The sequence below is a fragment of the Flavihumibacter rivuli genome (assembly GCF_018595685.2).
Lineage (GTDB): Bacteria > Bacteroidota > Bacteroidia > Chitinophagales > Chitinophagaceae > Flavihumibacter > Flavihumibacter rivuli.
This window is the reverse complement of the sequence record NZ_CP092334.1, coordinates 3,355,198-3,375,764: the sequence shown is the minus strand read 5'-3', so window position 1 is coordinate 3,375,764 and position 20,567 is coordinate 3,355,198. Positions and strand designations below refer to the sequence as shown.

Annotated in this window: 15 protein-coding genes; 9 read left to right on the top strand and 6 right to left on the bottom strand. The window is 45.0% G+C overall.

The window, feature by feature from the left end:
- Nucleotides 1–484 precede the first annotated feature (484 nt).
- The 3 genes from KJS94_RS14370 to KJS94_RS14360 form a co-directional block, all read right to left on the bottom strand.
- A complete protein-coding gene (locus KJS94_RS14370; RefSeq protein WP_214448174.1) occupies nt 485–1,201 on the bottom strand; it encodes a hypothetical protein in 717 nt (238 codons plus the stop codon).
- A gap of 33 nt (nt 1,202–1,234) precedes the next feature.
- On the bottom strand, nt 1,235–6,043 hold the full coding sequence (locus tag KJS94_RS14365; protein ID WP_214448173.1) for a RecQ family ATP-dependent DNA helicase: 4,809 nt from the start codon (nt 6,041–6,043) through the stop codon (nt 1,235–1,237).
- A gap of 120 nt (nt 6,044–6,163) precedes the next feature.
- A complete protein-coding gene (locus KJS94_RS14360; RefSeq protein ID WP_214448172.1) occupies nt 6,164–6,340 on the bottom strand; it encodes a hypothetical protein in 177 nt (58 codons plus the stop codon).
- A 241-nt stretch (nt 6,341–6,581) separates the two neighbouring features.
- Here KJS94_RS14360 and KJS94_RS14355 point away from each other — a divergent pair, with 241 nt between their 5' ends.
- The 5 genes from KJS94_RS14355 (at nt 6,582) to KJS94_RS14335 (ending at nt 9,536) form a co-directional block, all read left to right on the top strand.
- Nucleotides 6,582–7,013: a hypothetical protein gene (locus KJS94_RS14355; RefSeq protein ID WP_214448171.1), complete on the top strand. Its 432-nt coding sequence runs from the start codon at nt 6,582–6,584 to the stop codon at nt 7,011–7,013.
- Nucleotides 7,014–7,266: 253 nt separating this feature from the next.
- Complete coding sequence (locus KJS94_RS14350; protein ID WP_214448170.1) at nt 7,267–7,605, top strand: helix-turn-helix domain-containing protein; 339 nt, start codon at nt 7,267–7,269, stop codon at nt 7,603–7,605.
- Entirely contained in the window at nt 7,598–8,341 is a 744-nt protein-coding gene (locus KJS94_RS14345) for an ImmA/IrrE family metallo-endopeptidase (RefSeq protein WP_214448169.1), read from the top strand. The genes KJS94_RS14350 and KJS94_RS14345 overlap by 8 nt, the downstream gene beginning before the upstream one ends.
- The gene (locus KJS94_RS14340) at nt 8,322–8,852 is read left to right on the top strand and encodes a hypothetical protein (protein ID WP_214448168.1); all 531 of its coding nucleotides are present in this window, start codon (nt 8,322–8,324) and stop codon (nt 8,850–8,852) included. Before KJS94_RS14345 ends, KJS94_RS14340 begins: the two co-directional genes overlap by 20 nt.
- Nucleotides 8,853–8,987: 135 nt before the next feature.
- A complete protein-coding gene (locus KJS94_RS14335) occupies nt 8,988–9,536 on the top strand; it encodes an NADPH-dependent FMN reductase (RefSeq protein ID WP_214448167.1) in 549 nt (182 codons plus the stop codon).
- Nucleotides 9,537–10,143: 607 nt separating this feature from the next.
- On the opposite strand, the gene KJS94_RS14330 is transcribed toward KJS94_RS14335, so the two are convergent.
- Nucleotides 10,144–10,731: a hypothetical protein gene (locus KJS94_RS14330; protein ID WP_214448166.1), complete on the bottom strand. Its 588-nt coding sequence runs from the start codon at nt 10,729–10,731 to the stop codon at nt 10,144–10,146.
- A gap of 1,363 nt (nt 10,732–12,094) precedes the next feature.
- Here KJS94_RS14330 and aac(6') point away from each other — a divergent pair.
- The 4 genes from aac(6') (at nt 12,095) to KJS94_RS14310 (ending at nt 16,389) form a co-directional block, all read left to right on the top strand.
- On the top strand, nt 12,095–12,532 hold the full coding sequence (aac(6'), locus tag KJS94_RS14325; RefSeq protein ID WP_214448165.1) for an aminoglycoside 6'-N-acetyltransferase: 438 nt from the start codon (nt 12,095–12,097) through the stop codon (nt 12,530–12,532).
- Nucleotides 12,533–12,595: 63 nt separating this feature from the next.
- On the top strand, nt 12,596–13,075 hold the full coding sequence (locus KJS94_RS14320) for a UPF0158 family protein (protein WP_214448164.1): 480 nt from the start codon (nt 12,596–12,598) through the stop codon (nt 13,073–13,075).
- A 423-nt stretch (nt 13,076–13,498) separates the two neighbouring features.
- Nucleotides 13,499–14,893 (top strand): DUF1254 domain-containing protein, encoded by a 1,395-nt coding sequence (locus KJS94_RS14315; RefSeq protein WP_214448163.1) that lies wholly within the window; start codon nt 13,499–13,501, stop codon nt 14,891–14,893.
- Between the two features lie 68 nt (nt 14,894–14,961).
- Nucleotides 14,962–16,389 carry a DUF1254 domain-containing protein gene (locus KJS94_RS14310; protein WP_214448162.1) on the top strand — a complete coding sequence of 476 codons (1,428 nt, stop codon included), beginning with the start codon at nt 14,962–14,964 and terminating at the stop codon, nt 16,387–16,389.
- 153 nt (nt 16,390–16,542) lie between these two features.
- Here KJS94_RS14310 and KJS94_RS14305 read toward each other — a convergent pair whose 3' ends face one another.
- Both KJS94_RS14305 and KJS94_RS14300 read right to left on the bottom strand, forming a co-directional pair.
- A complete protein-coding gene (locus KJS94_RS14305) occupies nt 16,543–17,721 on the bottom strand; it encodes a DmpA family aminopeptidase (protein WP_214448161.1) in 1,179 nt (392 codons plus the stop codon).
- A gap of 1,571 nt (nt 17,722–19,292) precedes the next feature.
- Entirely contained in the window at nt 19,293–19,862 is a 570-nt protein-coding gene (locus tag KJS94_RS14300) for a DUF4256 domain-containing protein (protein ID WP_214448160.1), read from the bottom strand.
- Nucleotides 19,863–20,567: the final 705 nt, after the last annotated feature.

Here is a 20,567-nt window from a genome sequence, read left to right as displayed (position 1 = left end):
AAAGATAGTTGTAAATAGCAGTGTTGATTGAATGGGAATAAGGAAGATCATTGTGAGAAAGCAAATCGCGCCAATGGAATATTGGTCAAGTCATTAACTCATTAATCGCCCAATCTAAAGACATTAAGTACCGATAAATACTATCTTGATCTTTCTCAGTTAATTGCCTAGAATAGAATATGTGATTTGAATCGTTCAAAACTTGCATGTATCGATCCAAAGAGACCTCTGATTCCTATATTTTAAAAAGAGCACGTAAATGCACTGTCTTTGACTCCGAATAATTATGACAGGAGACACATTTATCATTAACCAGGTCTTTACCAGACTTGGCATTTCCCGTATTCAGACAGGAATGATGTAATACAGCCGTAGTGATTAGAATCATTCTCCATTTAGGGATCATAGACAAAGTGCGACTGAAGTAAGCTATGATAAGCAATTATTTAATCAAATTCACTAAAACAGAGAATTCTACACTCCCTTATTTCGTAAAATCTCTTTCTGTTATAAGTTCATTCGCAACCAGCCTTGTCACCGTTGCGACCTGAGCATCTGGGGTATCACCCAGGACCATCTTGCCATAGAAATAAATATCGCCGAATCTTTTAAAATCGGAAAAATAGGTAATTGAAGTTTCGGGAGAGCCGGCATCGGTCACATCTTCCCTGATGATATTAAAGGTCTTCTTCTCTATATAGACCAGTTTAATCCTTCCGGTTATAAAACGAGCTTTCACCTTATAACAATCAGATCTTTTCACTTTTACATCTTCCATTCTCTCAATGGCATAAACCGAAGAATCAAGGTAATCGAGCTCATTGAAAATATTCTTCCTTGGGAATTTATTAGTCAATTGTTCAGCAGCTGTTTCTACTACCTCACCCCTCCTTGTCTCGAACCCTTTTTGTCCATCAAACCAATCCTGGTAGACAATTGAGCCATTGTATACAATCTGGAAGGCCCCCTTATTGGGAAGCATCTCCTTTGTAACCCAAGTTACCTTTCTGCCGTCCATCTCTGTAGTCAATTCGGTATAAAGGGTTTTAACGGATCTTAATTTCTCCATTCCTCCCATTCTATCAATGCATTTTAGAATGATCGTTCTTGCATCGAGGTTAGCAGTCGTCTCCTGACAAAATGCAGACAGGGAATTTAAAAGGCAAAGTGTACAAATCAAAAATTGCTTGGTGATCTTCATTTGTCTCGTTTTGGATTTATTAATTGAAGGCGATCAATGATTATCATTATATTTATTCAGATAAACTACAGGAAGAAGTATCCTGCATACAGAGCCGTTATTAGGATTCTTCCAGTAGACCACATAATTCACCTCTGCCCTTTTTTGACGATACCCATTTTGGTAAAAGACTTCCAGTTTTTCCCTGAATGAACTGGAATATTTGACGACCCTATTCTCCTTATAACCCAATTCAGCATCATTGAGAATGTTCAACTCCGATCCCGGCAGCAAGGAACGCACCCTGTTTTGTACATATTCAAAATAGCCAAGCTGAACATCTTTGTGCGTGAGCTGCAGCTTTATCTCGGGCGGCAGATCATAATTAGTGGCATCAAATCTATTTGTTTGTCCATTTACTTTTACCCGATCAAAATAAGTACCATTATAATGAATGAAAAGGCGCTTTTTAGCCCTGGTCAACGCAACATAAATGAGGCGTTTTGTTTCCTCCAACTTGGGATCCAATCCATTTAGCATCAAATAAACATTATCGAATTCCCTTCCTTTTGCTTTATGAATCGTACTCAAGTAAACCAATTCGCTGCCAATCCCGGTAAAATCATCCATGCCCGACTCTGCGAGCAAGGTCTTCCAGTCAGATTTGTACATTATCCCAGGACTTGACTGTTCAAATGCATCAATGATCCCCAGACAGGAGGGCAATTGGGTGCTCTTACCATACTGAGCTTTTAAACCCTTTTTAGCTGACTCCCAGTCCTCTTTTGTAATAACCGGACTATCCGTTTTTAGGCAAACCCAATCCGTAAACTCCTTTAACTCCAGGAGATTGTACAAATAAAACCCTTCAGTATGCTGCATTATCCTGTTTGGAATACCAGCTCTCTGCAATAGGCATTGCATTTGAAGTACTTCTTCATTCCTATAGGTGAGTACCGCTATTGTTCCCTCAGGTCTTTGCCTGGTTATCTCCTCTGCAACACCAATGTTGAATTGCTTACCCGCATATTGAACCAACTCTACCAGGCCATTTTCAATTGTTTTTGCGGAAATTTCTTCCCGCTTCATTCTATTCTGTAAGTAACGAGCCCATTGATTACTGAAAGCCACAATATTCTGAACAGATCTATAATTGGTTACCAGGTGATACAATACTGACCCATCCAATCGGGCCATTTCATTAAGTGCTCGGTTGCTCGCACCCCTGAAATCAAAAATATTCTGATCATCATCCCCAACCAGCAGGGTTCTCATATTCTCATTTTGCTCTAAAAGGGCTTTAATCAATTCAAACTCATCGTCATTGATATCTTGCGCTTCATCTACCACCAGGACTTGCTTGGTGATTCTATTAGGCTCAATCTCGCCATTACGTATTTTATTAACCGTAATCTTTAAAATATCATTTGATTTTTCGAGATTACCCTGCCTGCCTAACAAATCAAAACAATATGCATGAAAAGTTTTGATCTCTACATAATGGGCCACTGGTCCAATAAGTTCAAGTAACCTTTTTTTAAACTCCATAGCAGCAGCCCGCGAAAAAGTTAACATCAGCAATTGCTCATGTTTTATATCTTCCATTAACAGCAGTGAGGCCATTTTACTTACAAGGATTCGGGTTTTGCCACTACCCGGACCCGCAGCCACAATGATATGCTGATGGTCCTTATCATTAATGATGCTCAATTGCCGGGGATCGAGGGAACCAAAAATGCGTTTAAACTTTTCAGGACTGATTCTCATCTTTAGATCACGTGCCTTTTCACCAGGAAAATATTTTCGAATAAATCGGTCATAGGGCAAACTGAAATAATCCTCGGTGAAATTAATAGCATCCTCATAGTTATTAGCCATCCGCTTTGCGTATTCCCCTACAATATGAATCTGTTCCGCTTTCTGCTTATAATATTCCTCCAATTGGGCATAATCTTCTTTTTTATACTGGACCTTATTATTCTTTTCAATTCTTTCTATTTGTATTTTATTATAGGTAACAATAAAACCCCCTTCAATATTCATGGCACCAATTCTGGACAAATAAAATAGCGCATCCTCAATTTCTTCAATTGTAGCCGATTGTTTAAATAAGGAGTTGGATTGAATAAAACTATCCCGCAGTCCAATAACAGAAACATTAACAATCCCCTCCTTTGTATTAGTTGAGGAACTTTTATTAATTAATTGCCCGACAAACTCAATTATGAAATTGCATATAGCAGCCCTCTTCTCAATACGCTCCAGTAGCTTTTCATTGTCAAGGGTAAGCTGAAGTTGCAAATGGTTCCTGGAATATTCCTGAAGCTGTCTTTTACACCATTTTTTGACCACCCAAAAATTCAGGATATTCTTTATAAATGTGGGGGAATATTCCTTACCAAGATCATTATTAATATCATCAAGTAGTTCCTTGATATTGAATATAGTTGCTTCGAGACTCAGTTTTTGGGATAAAGCCCTTTCCATGGCAACATGTTCCAGTAACAGCCTCTGTGCTTTTAAATCTTCCCCTTTGTCAATACTGATCTGAATATCCTTAGCATCAGCAAGTATCTTTTCTTCTCTCAGCAGGTTAATGAGCTCAATCGTCTCATAAACGGTAATACCTAACCGATCAGCGATATAATCGACCCTGGACTCAACTGCTTCATCCCGGCCGATAGATTTACGGTTGGAAGAGATAAGCGACTTGATAATTCTAATGGCATTTACTTTCTGATCAGGCAATATTCTAGCTGAGTTGTTAACCCTCGAAATTGCTTCATCAGCATTGAACACTTCAATACTGGTAGCAAAAACCCGGGGCATATTCTGTTTACGTCTTAGATAGCTGGCATTTTCCAATGCTGCTATAGCCGTTTTAACTCGTGTTTCCAGATCTTCAATACCTTCCTCCCAACCACCTTTCCTGGCGATTTCAAGCACAGAATTCGAAATATTTACTCGCTTCCTGGTAAGATCCTTGATAGCCTTCCAGATTTGGTTGATCTCAGCCTGGCTCATTTTAGTTTGGTTCAGCCTGCTGAAATGCCGGTCCAGATCATCCGGATTGAACAATACATAACAATCAGCCTGCAAAGCTTCGTCCCTCCCGGCCCTTCCTGCCTCCTGGACATAATTTTCCAATGAGTCAGAAATATCATAATGAATAACCATGCCCACATCCTTTTTATCCACGCCCATCCCAAAAGCAGCGGTAGCAACAATGATCCTGGTAGAACCGGCGATAAAATCATTCTGATTGCTCGTTTTATCCTGTCTGTCCATTTTGCCGTGAAAAGCGAGCGCCTCATACCCATCCGCACTTAGTTTTTCCGCGATCTTTTCCGCCTTCTTTGTCCGGGAAACATAGATAATCGTAGGGCAGTCTTTTTGAGCCAACAAATTGCGTAGCGTATCATATTTGGATTCGTCGGAATCCAGTCTAATAACCTTATAATGGAGATTCTTTCTTCTTACACTGGCCTGAAAAAGTTCAAGTTCTAGGTTCAATCGGCTTTTAAAATAATTGCGGATATCATCTACAACCTGGGGCTTGGCAGTTGCAGAAAAACAGGAAACCGGGATAGGAAATTCCAGGTTCTTTTTTTGTTGTATTGTTTTAATAAACTCAGCGATATAGAGATAATCTACCCTAAAATCATGCCCCCATGAAGAAAAACAGTGCGCCTCATCAATCACAAAACGACTGATATGCCTACCCAGTAAAACCTTTTCAATGGTAGCCGATCGGAGTGATTCAGGAGAAATATATAGAATACCAGCAGATCCGTCAGCAACCTGTTCCAGCACCATGCTCCTTTCGATCGGGTCGAGCAACCCATTAATGGTAACAGCAGCGGTAATTTGCTTTTCCAAAAGATTATCCACCTGATCTTTCATCAATGACTGCAGCGGAGAGATAACCACTGTGAGTCCTTTTTCTGTATCAGCACTGATCAAAGCCGGAACCTGGAAAGTAATGGACTTACCACCGCCGGTAGGAAATATAGCCAGCAGGGATTTATTATTGATGGCAGCGGTAACAGCCTTTTCCTGTAAAGGCTCACCATCATAAACCCGGTAAGCATCGTAGCCAAAATACTTTTTCAAGGCACGCCTGGCATCCAAGGATTCTGAGCAATACTGGCAGGATTCCGGGCAAGGCGTACCTCTCAGGAGCTTGAGTACATATTCCAACCTGGGAAAGGTGAAAAGCAACCAGCGCGGCAGAATGGATTGACGGTCTTGAGCCCCAATAAGCGCTAACGCATAGGCGAGCTCAACCGGCTCAGTTTCAATGATTGATTCTAAGGGACTATTAAAGCAAAATTTACCTTGGTAGCTGTCCCGAATGAGGTTTAAAAGATTGCTATTGGAGGTTGGTCGAAAGGCTATGTATTCAAAAAAATGTTTAAACCGATGGTCCGGCGTAAGGAGGTGGTAAAATATTTGTTGCACATTTGGATTCAATCTTTGAAAAGTGGCCAGCTCATCGAAAAAAAGGTCTCTTGCCTTGATTGAATCGTTCAATGGATTGTTAGGTGCATCATCAGAAATCTTATCATCCTTCAGCAGTCGGTGGTAGGGTTTGGAAGGGAATAGAATGGGGGAAAGAAAAAGCGTATCAATATGCTTCCATTGATCGAATTCTATATCAGGATACAATCTGGCCATATAAGGCAGATCATGAAGCAGGATATTATGTCCAGCTATGAACTGCGACCTGTTAAATTGTGCCAATAGTTTTTCAATAGAAGTGCCATGGTATTGGGAATGGTCTGAGGAGATATAACCCAGATCGGCAATCTTTTTTGATTTAGGATCGACCTCCAGGTCGAAAAATGTCACAACATGGTTCATCAGGTATAAGGTTCCATCTTAAAACAGAGAACATTTAAGATACTTCTACAACTCCAATATATTATTTAATTTATTTAAACACAAGGGGTTAACGAAATATTACACCAATTCTGTATTACCCTAATCACGGAAAATTGAAAAGGCCCTTTCCAGTTTCTCCATAAAGACCCGCTTCGGCATTCTTTGGTTGGTGAGCTCATCCCGCAACAGCAAGTCAATGGCCTTGGTAGCCATCAACCCGAGGAAATAAACGAAAGCCTCCTTTTCGGTGGAGAAGCCAACAGTGCGCAGTTGCATCGCCAGGATTTTGGGTGAGCGGGCAAATTATTAGGGACCTTTGCAAGGGAATTGCAGGGGTTGGGGAGTTGTTGGTCATTTCGGCTACCATTCAATCTAGTATAGAGAAGCCGGAATTGAAACCCGGCGCAACAACCACCTTGTTTTTAAGGAATAGGGTGGGGCATCGGGGGAAGCAGGGATATTGCCATTGAAAGTGCAACGATTGACGGCATCAGGCAGTCAACCTAAAAAAACACACATGAGAAAACTAATTGCTATAACCTTGGGGGGCATCCTGCTGGCAGCCGCTACCAGCTGCAACAAGGACAGCGGGGAGCCGTTGGCCATACAGGGAAAATGGGAACTGCGGCTGCAGCAAGGCGGCTCAGGCTTCCCGGTCAATTATGCCCCGGGCAACGGGAATTATCTCCAATTTTCAGGATGGCGCTTTGAAAGGATCAGCAACGGCGCAGTCGTTCAATCCGGCCATTACTGGCTGGTGAAAGACAATACCGCAGCCGAAACACTGGGCTTGCGCATCCAGGACGGCCAATTCAACCACAGGATCGTATTCGGCGCAGGAGGGCAGGGAAAAACTTTTATTGACGTCAGGGATAACCGGCTCAACCTATTATCCGGCTTCTTCCCCCTGGATGGTGGTGGCATGACCGTTTATGAGCGGGTGGAATAAACTACGGACCATTGATCTGTTATTAACTACCTTAATCCTGGACCAAGGCGAATACCTTCATTCATTTATTTTCATTTTTAAACGCTTTATCCCGGATCGCACAAACTTCTAATAAGCTTTGACTATCAATTATTTATAATAATCAACTGGCCTTCCTATCTGCTTTTCCAACTTCAGGGCCTGTTACATTTTGAAAGCTTGCTCCAAGAAATCAGTAATTTTGTAACATATTTTTATTTTCAAACCAGTCGGTATGGAGCATTGCGGACCTATCATAAAAAAGTTACGGCAGCAATACGGCTATAAACAGGAAACCGTAGCAGATTACCTGGGCGTAAAAAGGGAAATGATCAGCTATTACGAAAATGGCACAAGGGAGCCTTCTTTGGAAGCATTGGAAAAATTAGCTGATCTATTTGGCGTAGCGCTGGATATCTTTTTCTCAGATAACCCTGATGAAGTGGCCGCTGAAATGGCATTTGCCTTCAGGGCAGATCACCTCACCGCAAAGGACATGGAAAACATTGCCACATTCAGAAGGGTCATCAGGAATTACCACCGTATCGTTCAATTAGGGCAGCGTCATGCGTAAGGAAAGATTAATTGAATATAAGGCCAATAAATTCAGGGAGGAGCATGGCTTATCCCCGACAGAACCCGTCAATCTTGGTCACCTGTTGACCAGGCTGAATGTGATCACCCTTTTTAAAGAAATGGGGGATAACTTTTCCGGTATGGCCGTTAAAAATGGTTATGGTCATTTCATGATGATCAATGCCAATGATATCATTGCCAGGCAAAGATTTACCATTGGGCACGAACTCTACCATCTGTTCATCCAGGAAGAATTCCAAAACCGAATCTGTTTCGTAGGCAGTTTCGATAAGAAAGATAAAGAGGAATATAATGCAGATTGGTTCTCTTCCTATTTTTTGATTCCGGAAGACGGCATAATTGAACAATCCCCCGAAAAGGAATTAAAGAAAGATAGTATCACCATCAGTACAGTCACCAAATTGGAACAATACTTTGGCGTGTCAAGGTCTGCCTTGCTCAACCGGCTCAAATTCCTGGACCTGATCAGTTCATCCTATCTGGAACAATTAAAGGATCCCGGTAATATTAAGCGCAATGCCCTTCAAATGGGTTACAGCACAGAACTCTATGAACCAGGCAACAAAAACAGATTCATCGGCGATTATGGCCTGAAGGCAAAGCAACTCCTGGACAAAGACCTGATATCAGAATCTGACTTTTACAGTATGATGTCAGATATAGGGATAGACCCGGATAAAAACCTGGTGGAGGATGACAAGGCAGCAGGATGAACCAAAGATATTACTGGATGCAGATGTCGTCATTCACTTTATAAAAGGGGGTAGTCATCTGAAACTGGCTTCCATTTTCCCGGGCAGGCTGGTAATGCTGGATAAGGTTAAGCAGGAATTAATCAAACATAAATCAGCATCAATAAGCATTGAAAATTTCCTGCACTGGACTAAAATCCCAGTTATCCCCATGCCAAAAGATGTACATATATTGAGGGAATATGCAGCTCTTAAAAAATTAAGAGGTGAAGGCGAAAGTGCCTGTATGGCTGTTGCAAGGTTTCGACGGGATTATATTGCGAGCAGTAACCTAAAAGATATTAAATCTTATTGCCAGGAAAACCAGATAGTTTATTACACGACCATGGACATTTTGGAATTCGCCATTACAAAAGGAATTATGAACCAAAGCGAATGTGATCAATTTATCAAAGAGGTGACCAGCAAGGGTAGCAAACTGCCATTTTCTTCCATGGCTGAATTCAGAAAGCATAAAGGAAAAGGGGTTTAAGGAACCATTTGAATTATAAGTATCCCGATCCTGGCAATTCATGGTGCTGCCTATGATCAGGGAAAGTCATATTCCTGCCCTTTACCCATTTAACCACCTAAAAGCCTCTAATTTTACCACTTTCCCGTATACATAATGACCGGAACAAAGCAAATATTGGCGATCATAGGAAGCGCCAGCAGCAATTCCTCCAATGAAAGACTCATCGATTTCATCCAAAATGAAACCAGCGGCATCTTCCAGCTCACCGTATTTAATGCGCTGAAGACCCTACCCCATTTCGACCCGGAAAGATCGGTTGCCAATTCCCCTGCGGAAATTGAGGCCATTCGCGCCTCGATAGCCAAAGCTGATGGCGTGATCATCTGTACCCCGGAATACATTTTCAGCGTCCCCAGTGGACTGAAAAATTTACTGGAATGGTGTGTAGCTACCACCATTTTCAATGAAAAACCGGTAGGGATCATCACCGCTTCCGCGCATGGGCAGAAAGGCCATGAGGAATTAAAACGCATCATGCAAACCCTGATGGCCAGGTTCACAGAACAGACAACGCTATTGATACCAGGTATCAAAGGCAAGGTAGGCAGGGATGGTAAGCTGTCTGACCAGTCTACCATTGAAGCGCTCAGACAGTTCATTGAGGCATTCAGGTCCATCGTAGGGGAAGAAACAGGGCATTGAACCATATTGTTTCCCCATTGGGGTCTCTTATTGAGGACCTCGATGAAATAAGTCTTTCTATTCATCAGGGTCCCCTGCGGGAGACCCTGATGGGGTGAAGATGTGGGTACACGGTAGCCCCTGCGGGAGACCCTGATGGGGCATATTTTGTACCAAACCACTAAACCTCAGCGGGGTCTCCCGAAGGGGACCCCGATGTATAAATGGCGAAATATTTATGGATCCAACAACTAATCCCATCTTCCAATTACCCGTTGGTCATAAGACACAAAGGGAGGGGGCAGGGACCACCTCAGTGGGAGCAGTTGAAGTGGACCGCGTAGAATACCTATTCTATTATTCATCAGGGTCCCCTGCGGGAGACCCTGCTGGGGTAGGGAATGTGGGTACATTGTAGCCCCTGATGGGTGCAAGTTTTATGCTGCGCCGCTGTTGCGTGTTATCACCAACAGCTTGTAGACACCATCCATTATCAACCTTGGTAGCAGATAGGAAAGTAAAATACCTCCTCGGAGCCTCCCGAAGGGGACCCCACTTGAGTACAAAGACCAAACTAACCGAAAACCATAAGAAAGCGTCCTGTTACCTGTAAACAGGACGCATGCATTCAATTATTCATAGTCTTGAAGGTATAGACATTACCGCTCTTGTCCACTTTTAGGATCACCCGCTTTCCCGGTTGGAACAATTCAATGAAATAGTTATCCTGGTCATCGAACTGTTCACCATAAAGGACCATATCAGTTTCATTGATCTCATTATCGTTGAATAAGATCACATCGCCCTTGCTATAGCCCGCAAACCTTTTCTCGATCATTTTCTGCGCATTGGCGGGAAGGGCACTGTATTCTTTCTTCACCACAGTGCCTACGAGGCTGCCATCGATATCATAATAGGCCGCTTCTTGTTTACCGTCACGGACAAATGTGGCTTTATCCAGGTAGTCGGTCCTTTCCCAGTTTACCCCATTCACTTCACCGAAATCCTTTTTGAAATTCTCCCTTGCCAGGTAGCTGACCTCATTACCCTTTAGCCTGGCCATTTCCTTATGCCCCATCATCATGGAATCCATTTCATGATGATGATGGTGATGATGATGGGTGTCCATATCCTTTTTATGAGTGGATGGCTCCTGTGCGCTGACCACTGAACCTGCCAGGTAAAGGCAGGAAAAAAGCATTGACATCTTTTTCATGATATAGTTTTTAAGTTGAATATTCCGAAGCTTGTTCCCATACAAGAGCAGGTCAAAACGGCTTCCCAGTGGAAGGATCCTATTAACAAGCAGTTAAGTTGAAGAATGGAATCGGTGTAGTGATCCCGGAATCCGTGCTTACCAGAATCATATAATGGTAATGATTAGCGAATCCTCTCCTCTAATTTACACCAATCCTCAGGCAATGGATTATTTGCTGCTGTCCTTTACCACTCATTAACATCCCTTGAAACGTATGCTTTACCTGTATCTGAATGCATCATGGTTGGAGGATGCAGAGACCTGTAGAAGCTCATCATTTGTAAACTAATTACAAATCGGCAATACAAACATATAGCACCCTAAAGGGCTGACTCCTGCCGCTATCATGTGGTGCCAACAAGCAGGCCCACTCCCATGTTCCAACTACCCGTTGGTCATAAGACACAACGGGGGCTATGACATATTTTCACCACATAGGGGGTTTCTTCGAGTGTCCCCGATGGAACTCCATCCTACTATTCATCAGGGTCCCCTGCGGGAGACCCTGATGGGGTAACGAAGAACAGCATGAAGTGATTCTTTTAACCTCAGCGGGCGCGGCCGGAGGGGACCCCGATGTATAAAAGGCAAAATAGTTTATACATCCAATAGCTAAGCTCATCTTCCAACTACCCGTTGGTCATAAGACACAACGGGGGCGACGGGGAGTGTTAAATTTTTTCACCCTAAAGTGGTACTCTTCAATAGTCCCCAATGAATTTTCATCCAACTATTCATCAGGGTCCCCTGCGGGAGACCCTGATGGGGTGTAAAAAATTGTTTTCGTCAACCAGTTGATCTAATCTTCCAACTACCCGTTGGTCATCAAACACAACGGGGGCGTGCGGGGGTGTATTATATCTTTTCACCCCATAGTTCTACCCTTCGAGGTTCCCCGATGGATATCCATCCTACTATTCATCAGGGTCCCCTCCGGGAGACCCTGCTGAGGTAACGAAGAACAGCATGAAGTGATTCTTTTAACCTCAGCGGGCGCGGCCGGAGGGGACCCCGATGTATTATAGGTGAAATATTGTTTTCGTCAACCAGTTGATCTAATCTTCCAACTACCCGTTGGTCATCAAACACAACGGGGGCGTGCGGGGGTGTATTATATCTTTTCACCCCATAGTTCTACCCTTCGAGGTTCCCCGATGGAACTCCATCCTACTATTCATCAGGGTCCCCTCCGGGAGACCCTGCTGAGGTAAAATGAATATCTATCCTACCATTCATCAGGGTCCCCTCCGGGAGACCCTGCTGGGGTATACAAACAATCCTTCAAATTTGCATTATCATCCAGCAAACTATTCCTTTTGTCATGACGATCGAAAAACTTTCCCCGCATAATCTGCAACAGTTACTTACCCTTGTACTGGAGCTATGGACCGATTGTTCCTTAGAAGAAGAGACTCCTTACTATACCGCATTGATGAATGCGCCCGATGAACTATGTCTCCTGGCGAAGGAAGGGGATCATTATGTAGGATTCTTGCATTTATCCACCCGCAAGGATTATGTGGAAGGCGCAGATGAATTACCTATCGCGTATATAGAAGGCATTTATGTACAACCCCACCATCAACACAAGGGTATTGCCAGAAGACTGGTAAGCGCCGGGGAAGAATGGGCAAGACAAATGGGCCTGAAGCAGCTCGCATCGGATACGGAATGGAACAACACCAGCAGCATTGCCTTTCACCAACAGATCGGGTTCCATGAAGCGGGAAGGATCGTCTGCTTCATCAAATCACTATGACTGGGCAGGTAATGGCTGAACCCATAATGAATGGCGCCTGTCCCGGCTGGCCAACCACTCATATTGACGAATTGCTTTAAATTTGTACCACATTTGCTGACCATGTCCTTTGCCACACCAGCCATCCTCAATGAAATAGCCCAGGAGTTGGACCTAGGCTTCCGGGCATTCATCCATAAAGAAACAGGACAACTTGTTTTCATTCCTGACCTCATGAATTACCCAGACATTGAAATTGAGGCATGGAAAGAAGAGACAGCACTGCTGGAAAAGCATCCATCAGACTTTGAGGAGATTTGCAAATGGGAATCATGGGAAGCCTTTAGGGTGATGGAAGCTTTTGTGAATGAGGTATCCGGTGACCGTAGACTTCAGATCCGGCTGCTGGATGCCCTGGAAGGTAAGAAGCCTTTCAGCAGGTTTAAATACGTTATTGATAATTCCGGTCCCTACCGCCAGCAATGGTTCGACTTCAAACACCAGCGTATGATGGAGTATGTGGCGCAGCAGTTGGAAGCACTGGCCTTCAAGCCCGGACAGTAATTTCTCTACTGCCTTGGGTATTGAGCTTCAATTTGGTTCAAAAAGCATCATCCTGATATCCTTAATACCCCCAAAAATTTAGCATTCCACTACCTGATACTAAATACCATGGTCGTGTTTTGATTATTGGTTCACCTAACCAAGAAGCAATGACCTATCCCTCACTATGATTCGTTTTTACTATCTATTATTCATTTTATAATACTCAGGCCTACAATTTATATCTAATTTCATTTGCATACGTAGAAGGCCAATCATGCAAACAACCCTTTACGATTTGTTTCCTGGCCTGCCCTAAGCTTTCATGTAATTCCTGACCCTGGCTTTATAGCTTTTGATAGTTCACTGTAAGTCTCATTAGTAGCCCATCAATTTACTTATCCACCCTTGCAAGCAGTCTCTAACGCTTTAAACTATTACCGAATGAAAATTTTCGCGAAGGTCCTCCTTTTTGGATTACTCTGCAGTGGCTGTAACAACCAGCCTGAGAAACAATCCGCTGACAACCCTGACAACTCAGCAATAGAACAAATGGTGGCGGATGCCTATTTCCATTGCTTCCCCATCGTTGAAAACTACAAGGCCTTGTATGCCTATGGCGTGGACACCAGCTCCCCCAAATACCTACCCATGAACACCCTGTACAATACAAGGAATTTGTATACCCCCGCGGATAAATATGTAGTGAGTCCAAACAACGACACTTATTATACCACTGTTACCGCCGACCTCAGGGCCGAGCCATTGATCATCAAGGTGCCGGCAGTGAAGGACAGGTATTATTCCTTCCAGCTCAACAGCATGGTGACCGATAATTTCGGCTATATCGGCACCAATACCACAGGGACGGATGCTGGCATTTATGCCGTCACAGGCCCCAACTATTCAGGCCCCCTGCCTCCCGGTGTAAAAGAGATCAAATCGCCCAGCGAATTCCTCGGGTTGATGGGACGCACCCAGGTGAATGTGTCGGACCCGAAAGATGTAAAGCAGGCACAGGCTGTCCAGGACAAATACCAGATCGGGGTCATGCACAAATTCTACCCGGAATTCCCGCCTGCGGAGGTGAAGCCCATCAATTTCCCTACCTACAAGGAAGAAGACAAGGCGACCCCAAAGTTTTTCAGCCTGCTGAATTTCCTGCTCCAATTCATCCGTCTCAGTGATGATGAAAAGAAGATCATGGATGGATTTAAGGCCAGTGGGATTGAAGCAGGCAAGCCTTATACCTATTTTGATGACCACCCAAAGCTGCAGCCCGCCATCCAGAACGGCATCAACAAAGGCATGCAAATGGTGGACTCTTCTGCCAGGAAGATGGGCGAGATCATCAATGGCTGGACCATGTTTCCATTGGGAGAATATTTCGGCAAGAACTACATCGCACGGACCAATGTGGCCAAGATGGGCATCTATGCGAACAGTCCATTCGAAGCCTATTATCCTTTGGCTTTTGTTGACCAGGAAGGCAATCCCCTCAATGGGAACAACAGCTATGCCATCACCTTCAAAGCTGGACAACTGCCGCCGGTAAAATATTTCTGGTCCATCACCATGTATGATTCCAAAACCCAGCTACTGGTAGAGAACAAGATCAAAAGGTATTCTATCGGTGATCGGACCAAGGGGATGGTATATGGCAAGGATAGTTCCCTGACCATCTACTTCGGTGCCAATCCCCCAATGGACCAAACCAGCAACTGGCTGCCTGCCCCTAACGGCGACTTCAATGTCATGATGCGCATGTACGGCCCGAAAGATATGGTATTGAATGGCCAGTGGACACCACCTCCCATTGTCAGGCTAACAGGAAAATAAATACAGGAAGGTCAAAATAAAAGTGCGACCTGCACTTGCTGCATCTATAAAAAACATAACCCATCAAAATGAAAAATATTTCCAGACTCCTCCCTATGGCTTTATTGGGTATTGCGGTATTGTTATCCGGTTGCCAGGGAAACACCCGCACCACCGAGAAAGAAACGGATAGCCTAACGGTAGAGGATGCCCGAAGCATTGCCCGGGAAGCCTATATCTATGCCTTCCCCATAGTGGACAACTTAAGGGTCCAGCACTCCTTCTTTGTTGACAGCACCAATGCAGAATACAAAGCACCTTACAATACCCTGTTCAATATCCCCCGGGTATTCACGCCAAAAGACAGGGTGATCCAGACACCCAATTCCGATACCCCTTATTCATGGGCGGGTCTTGACCTCAGGACCGAACCCATGGTATTCATCGTACCGCCGATCGAAAAGAACCGGTATTGGAGTTTGCAATTGATCGACCTCTACACGCATAATTTTGATTACCTGGGCAGCAGGACAACCGGCAATAATGGCGGGGCATATATGATAGCTGGGCCAGGCTGGCAAGGCGAAACTCCCAAAGGCATTACCAAAGTGTACCGTTGCGAAACAGCCATTGCCTCGGCACAATTCAGGACACAATTGTTCAATCCTGGCGACCTTTCCAATGTAAAGAAGATCCAGTCCCAATATCAACTGGTTCCTTTATCGGTTTTCCTGGGAACACCAAGACCTGCACCAGCAGCACCTATCGCCTTCCCGCAGCCCCTTTCTCCACAGGAGCAACGCCATTCCCTGCAGGTCTTTGATATCCTCAATTTTGCATTGCAATACTGTCCCACCCATCCCTCCGAGACGGAGCTCCTGAAAAAGTTCAGCAAAATGGGCATTGAAAGTGGGAAACCATTCGACACGACCAGGTTCTCGCCGGAAATACGGCAAGCCATGCATGAAGGGATCAATGATGCCTGGAAGGATTTTGCGGGGGTGATGCAGCAGATGAACGAAGGAAAGGTTTCCCCCGGTGATGGGTTTGGCACCCGCGAATTTCTCAAGAACAATTATTTGTTTCGCATGGCCGCCGCGGTAGCCGGCATTTACGGCAACAGTAAGGAAGAAGCCATGTATCCAAATTATTACCTCGATAAGAATGGGGAAAAGCTGGATGGCAAAAACCGTTACATCATGTATTTCCCACCAGGCCAGCTTCCGCCGGTCAATTCCTTCTGGTCCCTGACCATGTACGATGCTTCGGATCTTTTGGTGGACAACCCGATCAATCGCTATTTGCTTAACTCAACCATGCTCTCGCAGTTCAAGAAGGACGATAAGGGAGGCATTACCCTTTACATACAGCACGACTCACCAGGCAAAGCAAAAGAAAGCAATTGGTTGCCTGCGCCTGAAGGCATATTCCGTTTGGTGATGCGCTTGTATTGGCCCAAGGAAGCGGCACTTAACGGATCCTGGAAGCAACCGGTAGTGGAAAAAATTTCACCCTGATGGATATGCCTTAGCACAGTTTGTTTCATACCAACATTATAGCGCTGGCTATTGGTTTCACCTTCAAGGCATCATTATTGTACCTGAAGATCATGACTATTGAACCATGAAATTGCGATGGGAATGATATTGGTGCTTAATGTACAGGTGACTTTATTCTGCTATCGCCTTTGGCAGCAGGTGATGGTTTAAGGCATTGTACTTCCTCAGGATCTCGATGGTTTTACCGATCGGCAAGGCCGGTACAAAACGGCCATTATTTCCTTTCATTTCCTCGGCCATGAAGAGCGAATTGATGATGGCTTCTTCTGTAGCTTCCCATACCGCGAGGAACAAGGGAGATAGATGGTCATTGGGAACATCTGCCTTCTGCACTACTGGCTGCTTCGCATCATAGGGAATTCGGTTAGCCTTATACGTGGAAAAAGCGATCGCATAATCGCCACTGCCATTGGAAGAGAAGGAACCCACATTCCCGAAGGCCAGGTAGGCCCGCTTGGCCAGTCGTTTCAGGTTGCGGTCCGACAGCGGTGCATCAATGGCAATGATGATCATGCAGGAGCCATCGGCCTTATACTTGTTGGCAGGGTCCTGCAGGTAAAAATTATTCAATTCCCTTCCCACCGGCGCCCCGTTGATGCTGAGGATGCCGCCAAAATTCGACTGCACCAATACACCCACCGTATATCCTCCCCTGGAAGCCGGCAGCTTTCTTGATGCTGTTCCGATCCCGCCCTTGAAACCCAGGCATTCTGTACCGGTGCCTGCGCCCACATTGCCTTCTGCCACTTTACCGCCTTGGGCTGATCGAATGGCATTCATGACATCGGCTGCCGTAACATGTCGGCCGCGGATATCATTCAGGCCGCCGTCGTTGGTTTCACCTACCACGGCATTCACGGATCGCACTTGTTCATTGCCCGGCAGCGAGAGCATATGGTCCAGCAGGGCATTGGCCACGATTGGTGTGTTTAGCGTATTGGTCAACAGGATCGGGGTTTCCATATTGCCGAGTTCTTCCACTTGCGACAAGCCCATCAACTTTCCGAAGCCATTGCCCACATAAATAGCGGCCGGCACTTTCTCCTGGAAGATATTTCCCTCATGCGGCAGGATGGCCGTTACCCCTGTGCGGATGGCATCGCCTTTCACCAGGGTGGTATGGCCTACTTTCACCCCTTCCACATCGGTAATGGCATTATTGGTACCGGTGGGCAGGATGCCGATGGTGATGCCGAAATCGCGGGCGCGACCGCGTTTTTCTGATTGAGCCCAACCCTGTTGGGTGAGCGATAAACCAAGGCCTAACCAAATGAAGAGTGCTCTTGTCATGGATTGTTTTTTCAATGCTGTAAGCAAAAGGTAAAAAAATTGGAACAGTCTCCGCTCACGATATAGTTGATTAGTTGCATTTATCTATACCTCAGCAGGGTCTCCCGAAGGGGACCCTGATGTGTAAAAGGCGAGATCATTTCTACATCCAACAACTTATCCTTCGTTGCAATTCTATCCTCAGCAGGGTCTCTCGCAGAGGACCCTGATGTATAAAAGGCGAGATATTTATACATCCACCAGCTAATCCCATCTTCCAACTGCCCGTTGGCCATAAGACACAACGGAGGCGGCGGGGGGTTATCTCTATTGTTGTTTGGTGCGGAGTAATTATATCCTGCGCCGCTGTTGTGTGTTATCACCAACAGCTCTTTTATTTAACCCCAGCGGGGTCTCCCGAAGGGGACCCCGATGTATAAAAGACGAAATATTTATGCATCCACCAGCTAAGCTCATCTTCCAACTGCCCGTTGGTCATAAGACACAACGGGGGCGGCGGGGGGGTATCTCTATTGTTGTTTGGTGCGGAGTAATTATATCCTGCGCCGCTGTTGTGTGTTATCACCAACAGCTCTTTTATTTAACCCCAGCGGGGTCTCCCGAAGGGGACCCCGATGTATCAAAGACGAAATATTTATGCATCCACCAGCTAAGCTCATCTTCCAACTGCCCGTTGGTCATAAGACACAACGGGGGCTATGAGAGATATTAAATCCTATCACTCCATAGGGATTCTCTTCGAAAGTCCCCGATGAATTTCTCTCTTACTATTCATCAGGGTCCCCTGCGGGAGACCCTGCTGGGGTTTGAATCCTATCACTCCATAGGGATTCTCTTCGAAAGTCCCCGATGAATTTCTCTCTTACTATTCATCAGGGTCCCCTTTGGGAGACCCTGCTGGGGTTTGAATCCTATCACTCCATAGGGATTCTCTTCGAAAGTCCCCGATGAATTTCTCTCCTACTATTCATCAGGGTCCCCTTCGGGAGACCCTGATGGGGTTTGAATCCTATCACTCCATAGGGATTCTCTTCGAAAGTCCCCGATGAATTTCTCTCCTACTATTCATCAGGGTCCCCTTCGGGAGACCCTGCTGGGGTTTGAATCCTATCACTCCATAGGGATTCTCTTCGAAAGTCCCCGATGAATTTCTCTCCTACTATTCATCAGGGTCCCCTTTGGGAGACCCTGCTGGGGTTTGAATCCTATCACTCCATAGGGATTCTCTTCGAAAGTCCCCGATGAATTTCTCTCCTACTATTCATCAGGGTCCCCTTCGGGAGACCCTGCTGGGGTTTGAATCCTATCACTCCATAGGGATTCTCTTCGAAAGTCCCCGATGAATTTCTCTCCTACTATTCATCAGGGTCCCCTTTGGGAGACCCTGCTGGGGTTTGAATCCTATCACTCCATAGGGATTCTCTTCGAAAGTCCCCGATGAATTTCTCTCCTACTATTCATCAGGGTCCCCTTTGGGAGACCCTGCTGGGGTGAAGATGTGGGTACACGGGAGACCATTCTGAGTTGAAAATTTCTATCCTACTATTCATCTGGCTAAAATGAAGAAGACCCTACACCTTCAACACCCCACGGAATCCCCTTGCCGCATAGTAGGAGCCGGCCCCGTTATGGTAGATGAATACATGGTCATAGCGGCGGTCACCGAAGATGGCGCCACCCAATTTCCTGATGGGCTCAGGGGTCCGTAGCCAACTGGAGGTCTTGGTATCAAAATGGCCCAGGGTCTGCAAATAGCGGTATTCGGCTTCTGTGAGAACGGAAATACCCATACTGGCCGCCAGATCCATCACCGTTGACTCCGGCTTGAACTCCTTGCGCGCATCCAATGCCTCGCGGTCATAGCAAAGGCTACGGCGATCCTTCGGACTTTCAGGGGCACAGTCCATAAAGACCAGTTCTCCACTGGAAGAATCCATTCCCACCACATCGGGTTCACCGCCAGTTCGCTCCATCTCCTGTAAGGACCATAGCTTATCCGGCCGGACCGTTAAACGACCCAATACGGTAGTCCAGTCAATCCCTTTGTGCCGACCAGGGTTCCTTTCAAACCTTTGCTGAAGGGTTTCAATCAGCTGTTGGCGCTGGCTTGCATTAAGTTTTAGTTGATCTTGCTTTGCCATTGGAATGGATAATGTTGTAGTTAAAAAATGTACAGGCCTTTAAGTATCAGGCCTGTTAAAGTTCGTCTAATAGGTGTTGGCTACAGTTTCCTTGTCGGGCAACCAACGTACTTACCTTAATTATGTGGGTAACCTACCTATAAATGTTTAAAGGTTTTGGGTATTTTTTGAAAAAATTATTGAACAATTTACCTATCTTGCTTTCAGGTCAAGGCTTTATATATACCCCGAAGTCGTAAAGCCTGCCATTATATGGCAGGCTTTAATGTACTCATAACCAGAACCATGTAAATTTCCTTTTGCTTATTTCAAATGAACTTTCAACAAGAAGGCCCCCAAATACACCCAATAGCTATAGGATTTCCGATAGATTAGCCATAAATACAATATCTTCACCAAACTGGCGGCGGAGCATGTCCGGTCACCCTATTTGAAGACAATAAACATAACAACCTGGTCATCTGGGCCTCCCCAGCACCCGGGTTATTTTTTTGGGTAACCCAACCAACATGGGCATTTTAAGGTTTATTAATCACCCATCCCCTTTGATTTTTGTAACGGCAGGATTCCAATCCCTGGTCAATAGCAGCCAATAATCAGACTTCAATGGAGGATGATATTCCTTCCTTTTCTATAATGTCGATGGTCATCGATAAATTAAACTTTATCATAAAACAATATAGATGCTTTTTGAAAACAACAAAG

Coding starts and splice junctions, on each gene's coding strand:
- KJS94_RS14370 (WP_214448174.1), bottom strand. CDS start 1,201: ATGAAGATCACCAAGCAATTTTTGATTTGTACACTTTGCCTTTTAAAT.
- KJS94_RS14365 (WP_214448173.1), bottom strand. CDS start 6,043: ATGAACCATGTTGTGACATTTTTCGACCTGGAGGTCGATCCTAAATCA.
- KJS94_RS14360 (WP_214448172.1), bottom strand. CDS start 6,340: ATGCAACTGCGCACTGTTGGCTTCTCCACCGAAAAGGAGGCTTTCGTT.
- KJS94_RS14355 (WP_214448171.1), top strand. CDS start 6,582: ATGAGAAAACTAATTGCTATAACCTTGGGGGGCATCCTGCTGGCAGCC.
- KJS94_RS14350 (WP_214448170.1), top strand. CDS start 7,267: ATGGAGCATTGCGGACCTATCATAAAAAAGTTACGGCAGCAATACGGC.
- KJS94_RS14345 (WP_214448169.1), top strand. CDS start 7,598: ATGCGTAAGGAAAGATTAATTGAATATAAGGCCAATAAATTCAGGGAG.
- KJS94_RS14340 (WP_214448168.1), top strand. CDS start 8,322: ATGACAAGGCAGCAGGATGAACCAAAGATATTACTGGATGCAGATGTC.
- KJS94_RS14335 (WP_214448167.1), top strand. CDS start 8,988: ATGACCGGAACAAAGCAAATATTGGCGATCATAGGAAGCGCCAGCAGC.
- KJS94_RS14330 (WP_214448166.1), bottom strand. CDS start 10,731: ATGAAAAAGATGTCAATGCTTTTTTCCTGCCTTTACCTGGCAGGTTCA.
- KJS94_RS14315 (WP_214448163.1), top strand. CDS start 13,499: ATGAAAATTTTCGCGAAGGTCCTCCTTTTTGGATTACTCTGCAGTGGC.
- KJS94_RS14310 (WP_214448162.1), top strand. CDS start 14,962: ATGAAAAATATTTCCAGACTCCTCCCTATGGCTTTATTGGGTATTGCG.
- KJS94_RS14305 (WP_214448161.1), bottom strand. CDS start 17,721: ATGACAAGAGCACTCTTCATTTGGTTAGGCCTTGGTTTATCGCTCACC.
- KJS94_RS14300 (WP_214448160.1), bottom strand. CDS start 19,862: ATGGCAAAGCAAGATCAACTAAAACTTAATGCAAGCCAGCGCCAACAG.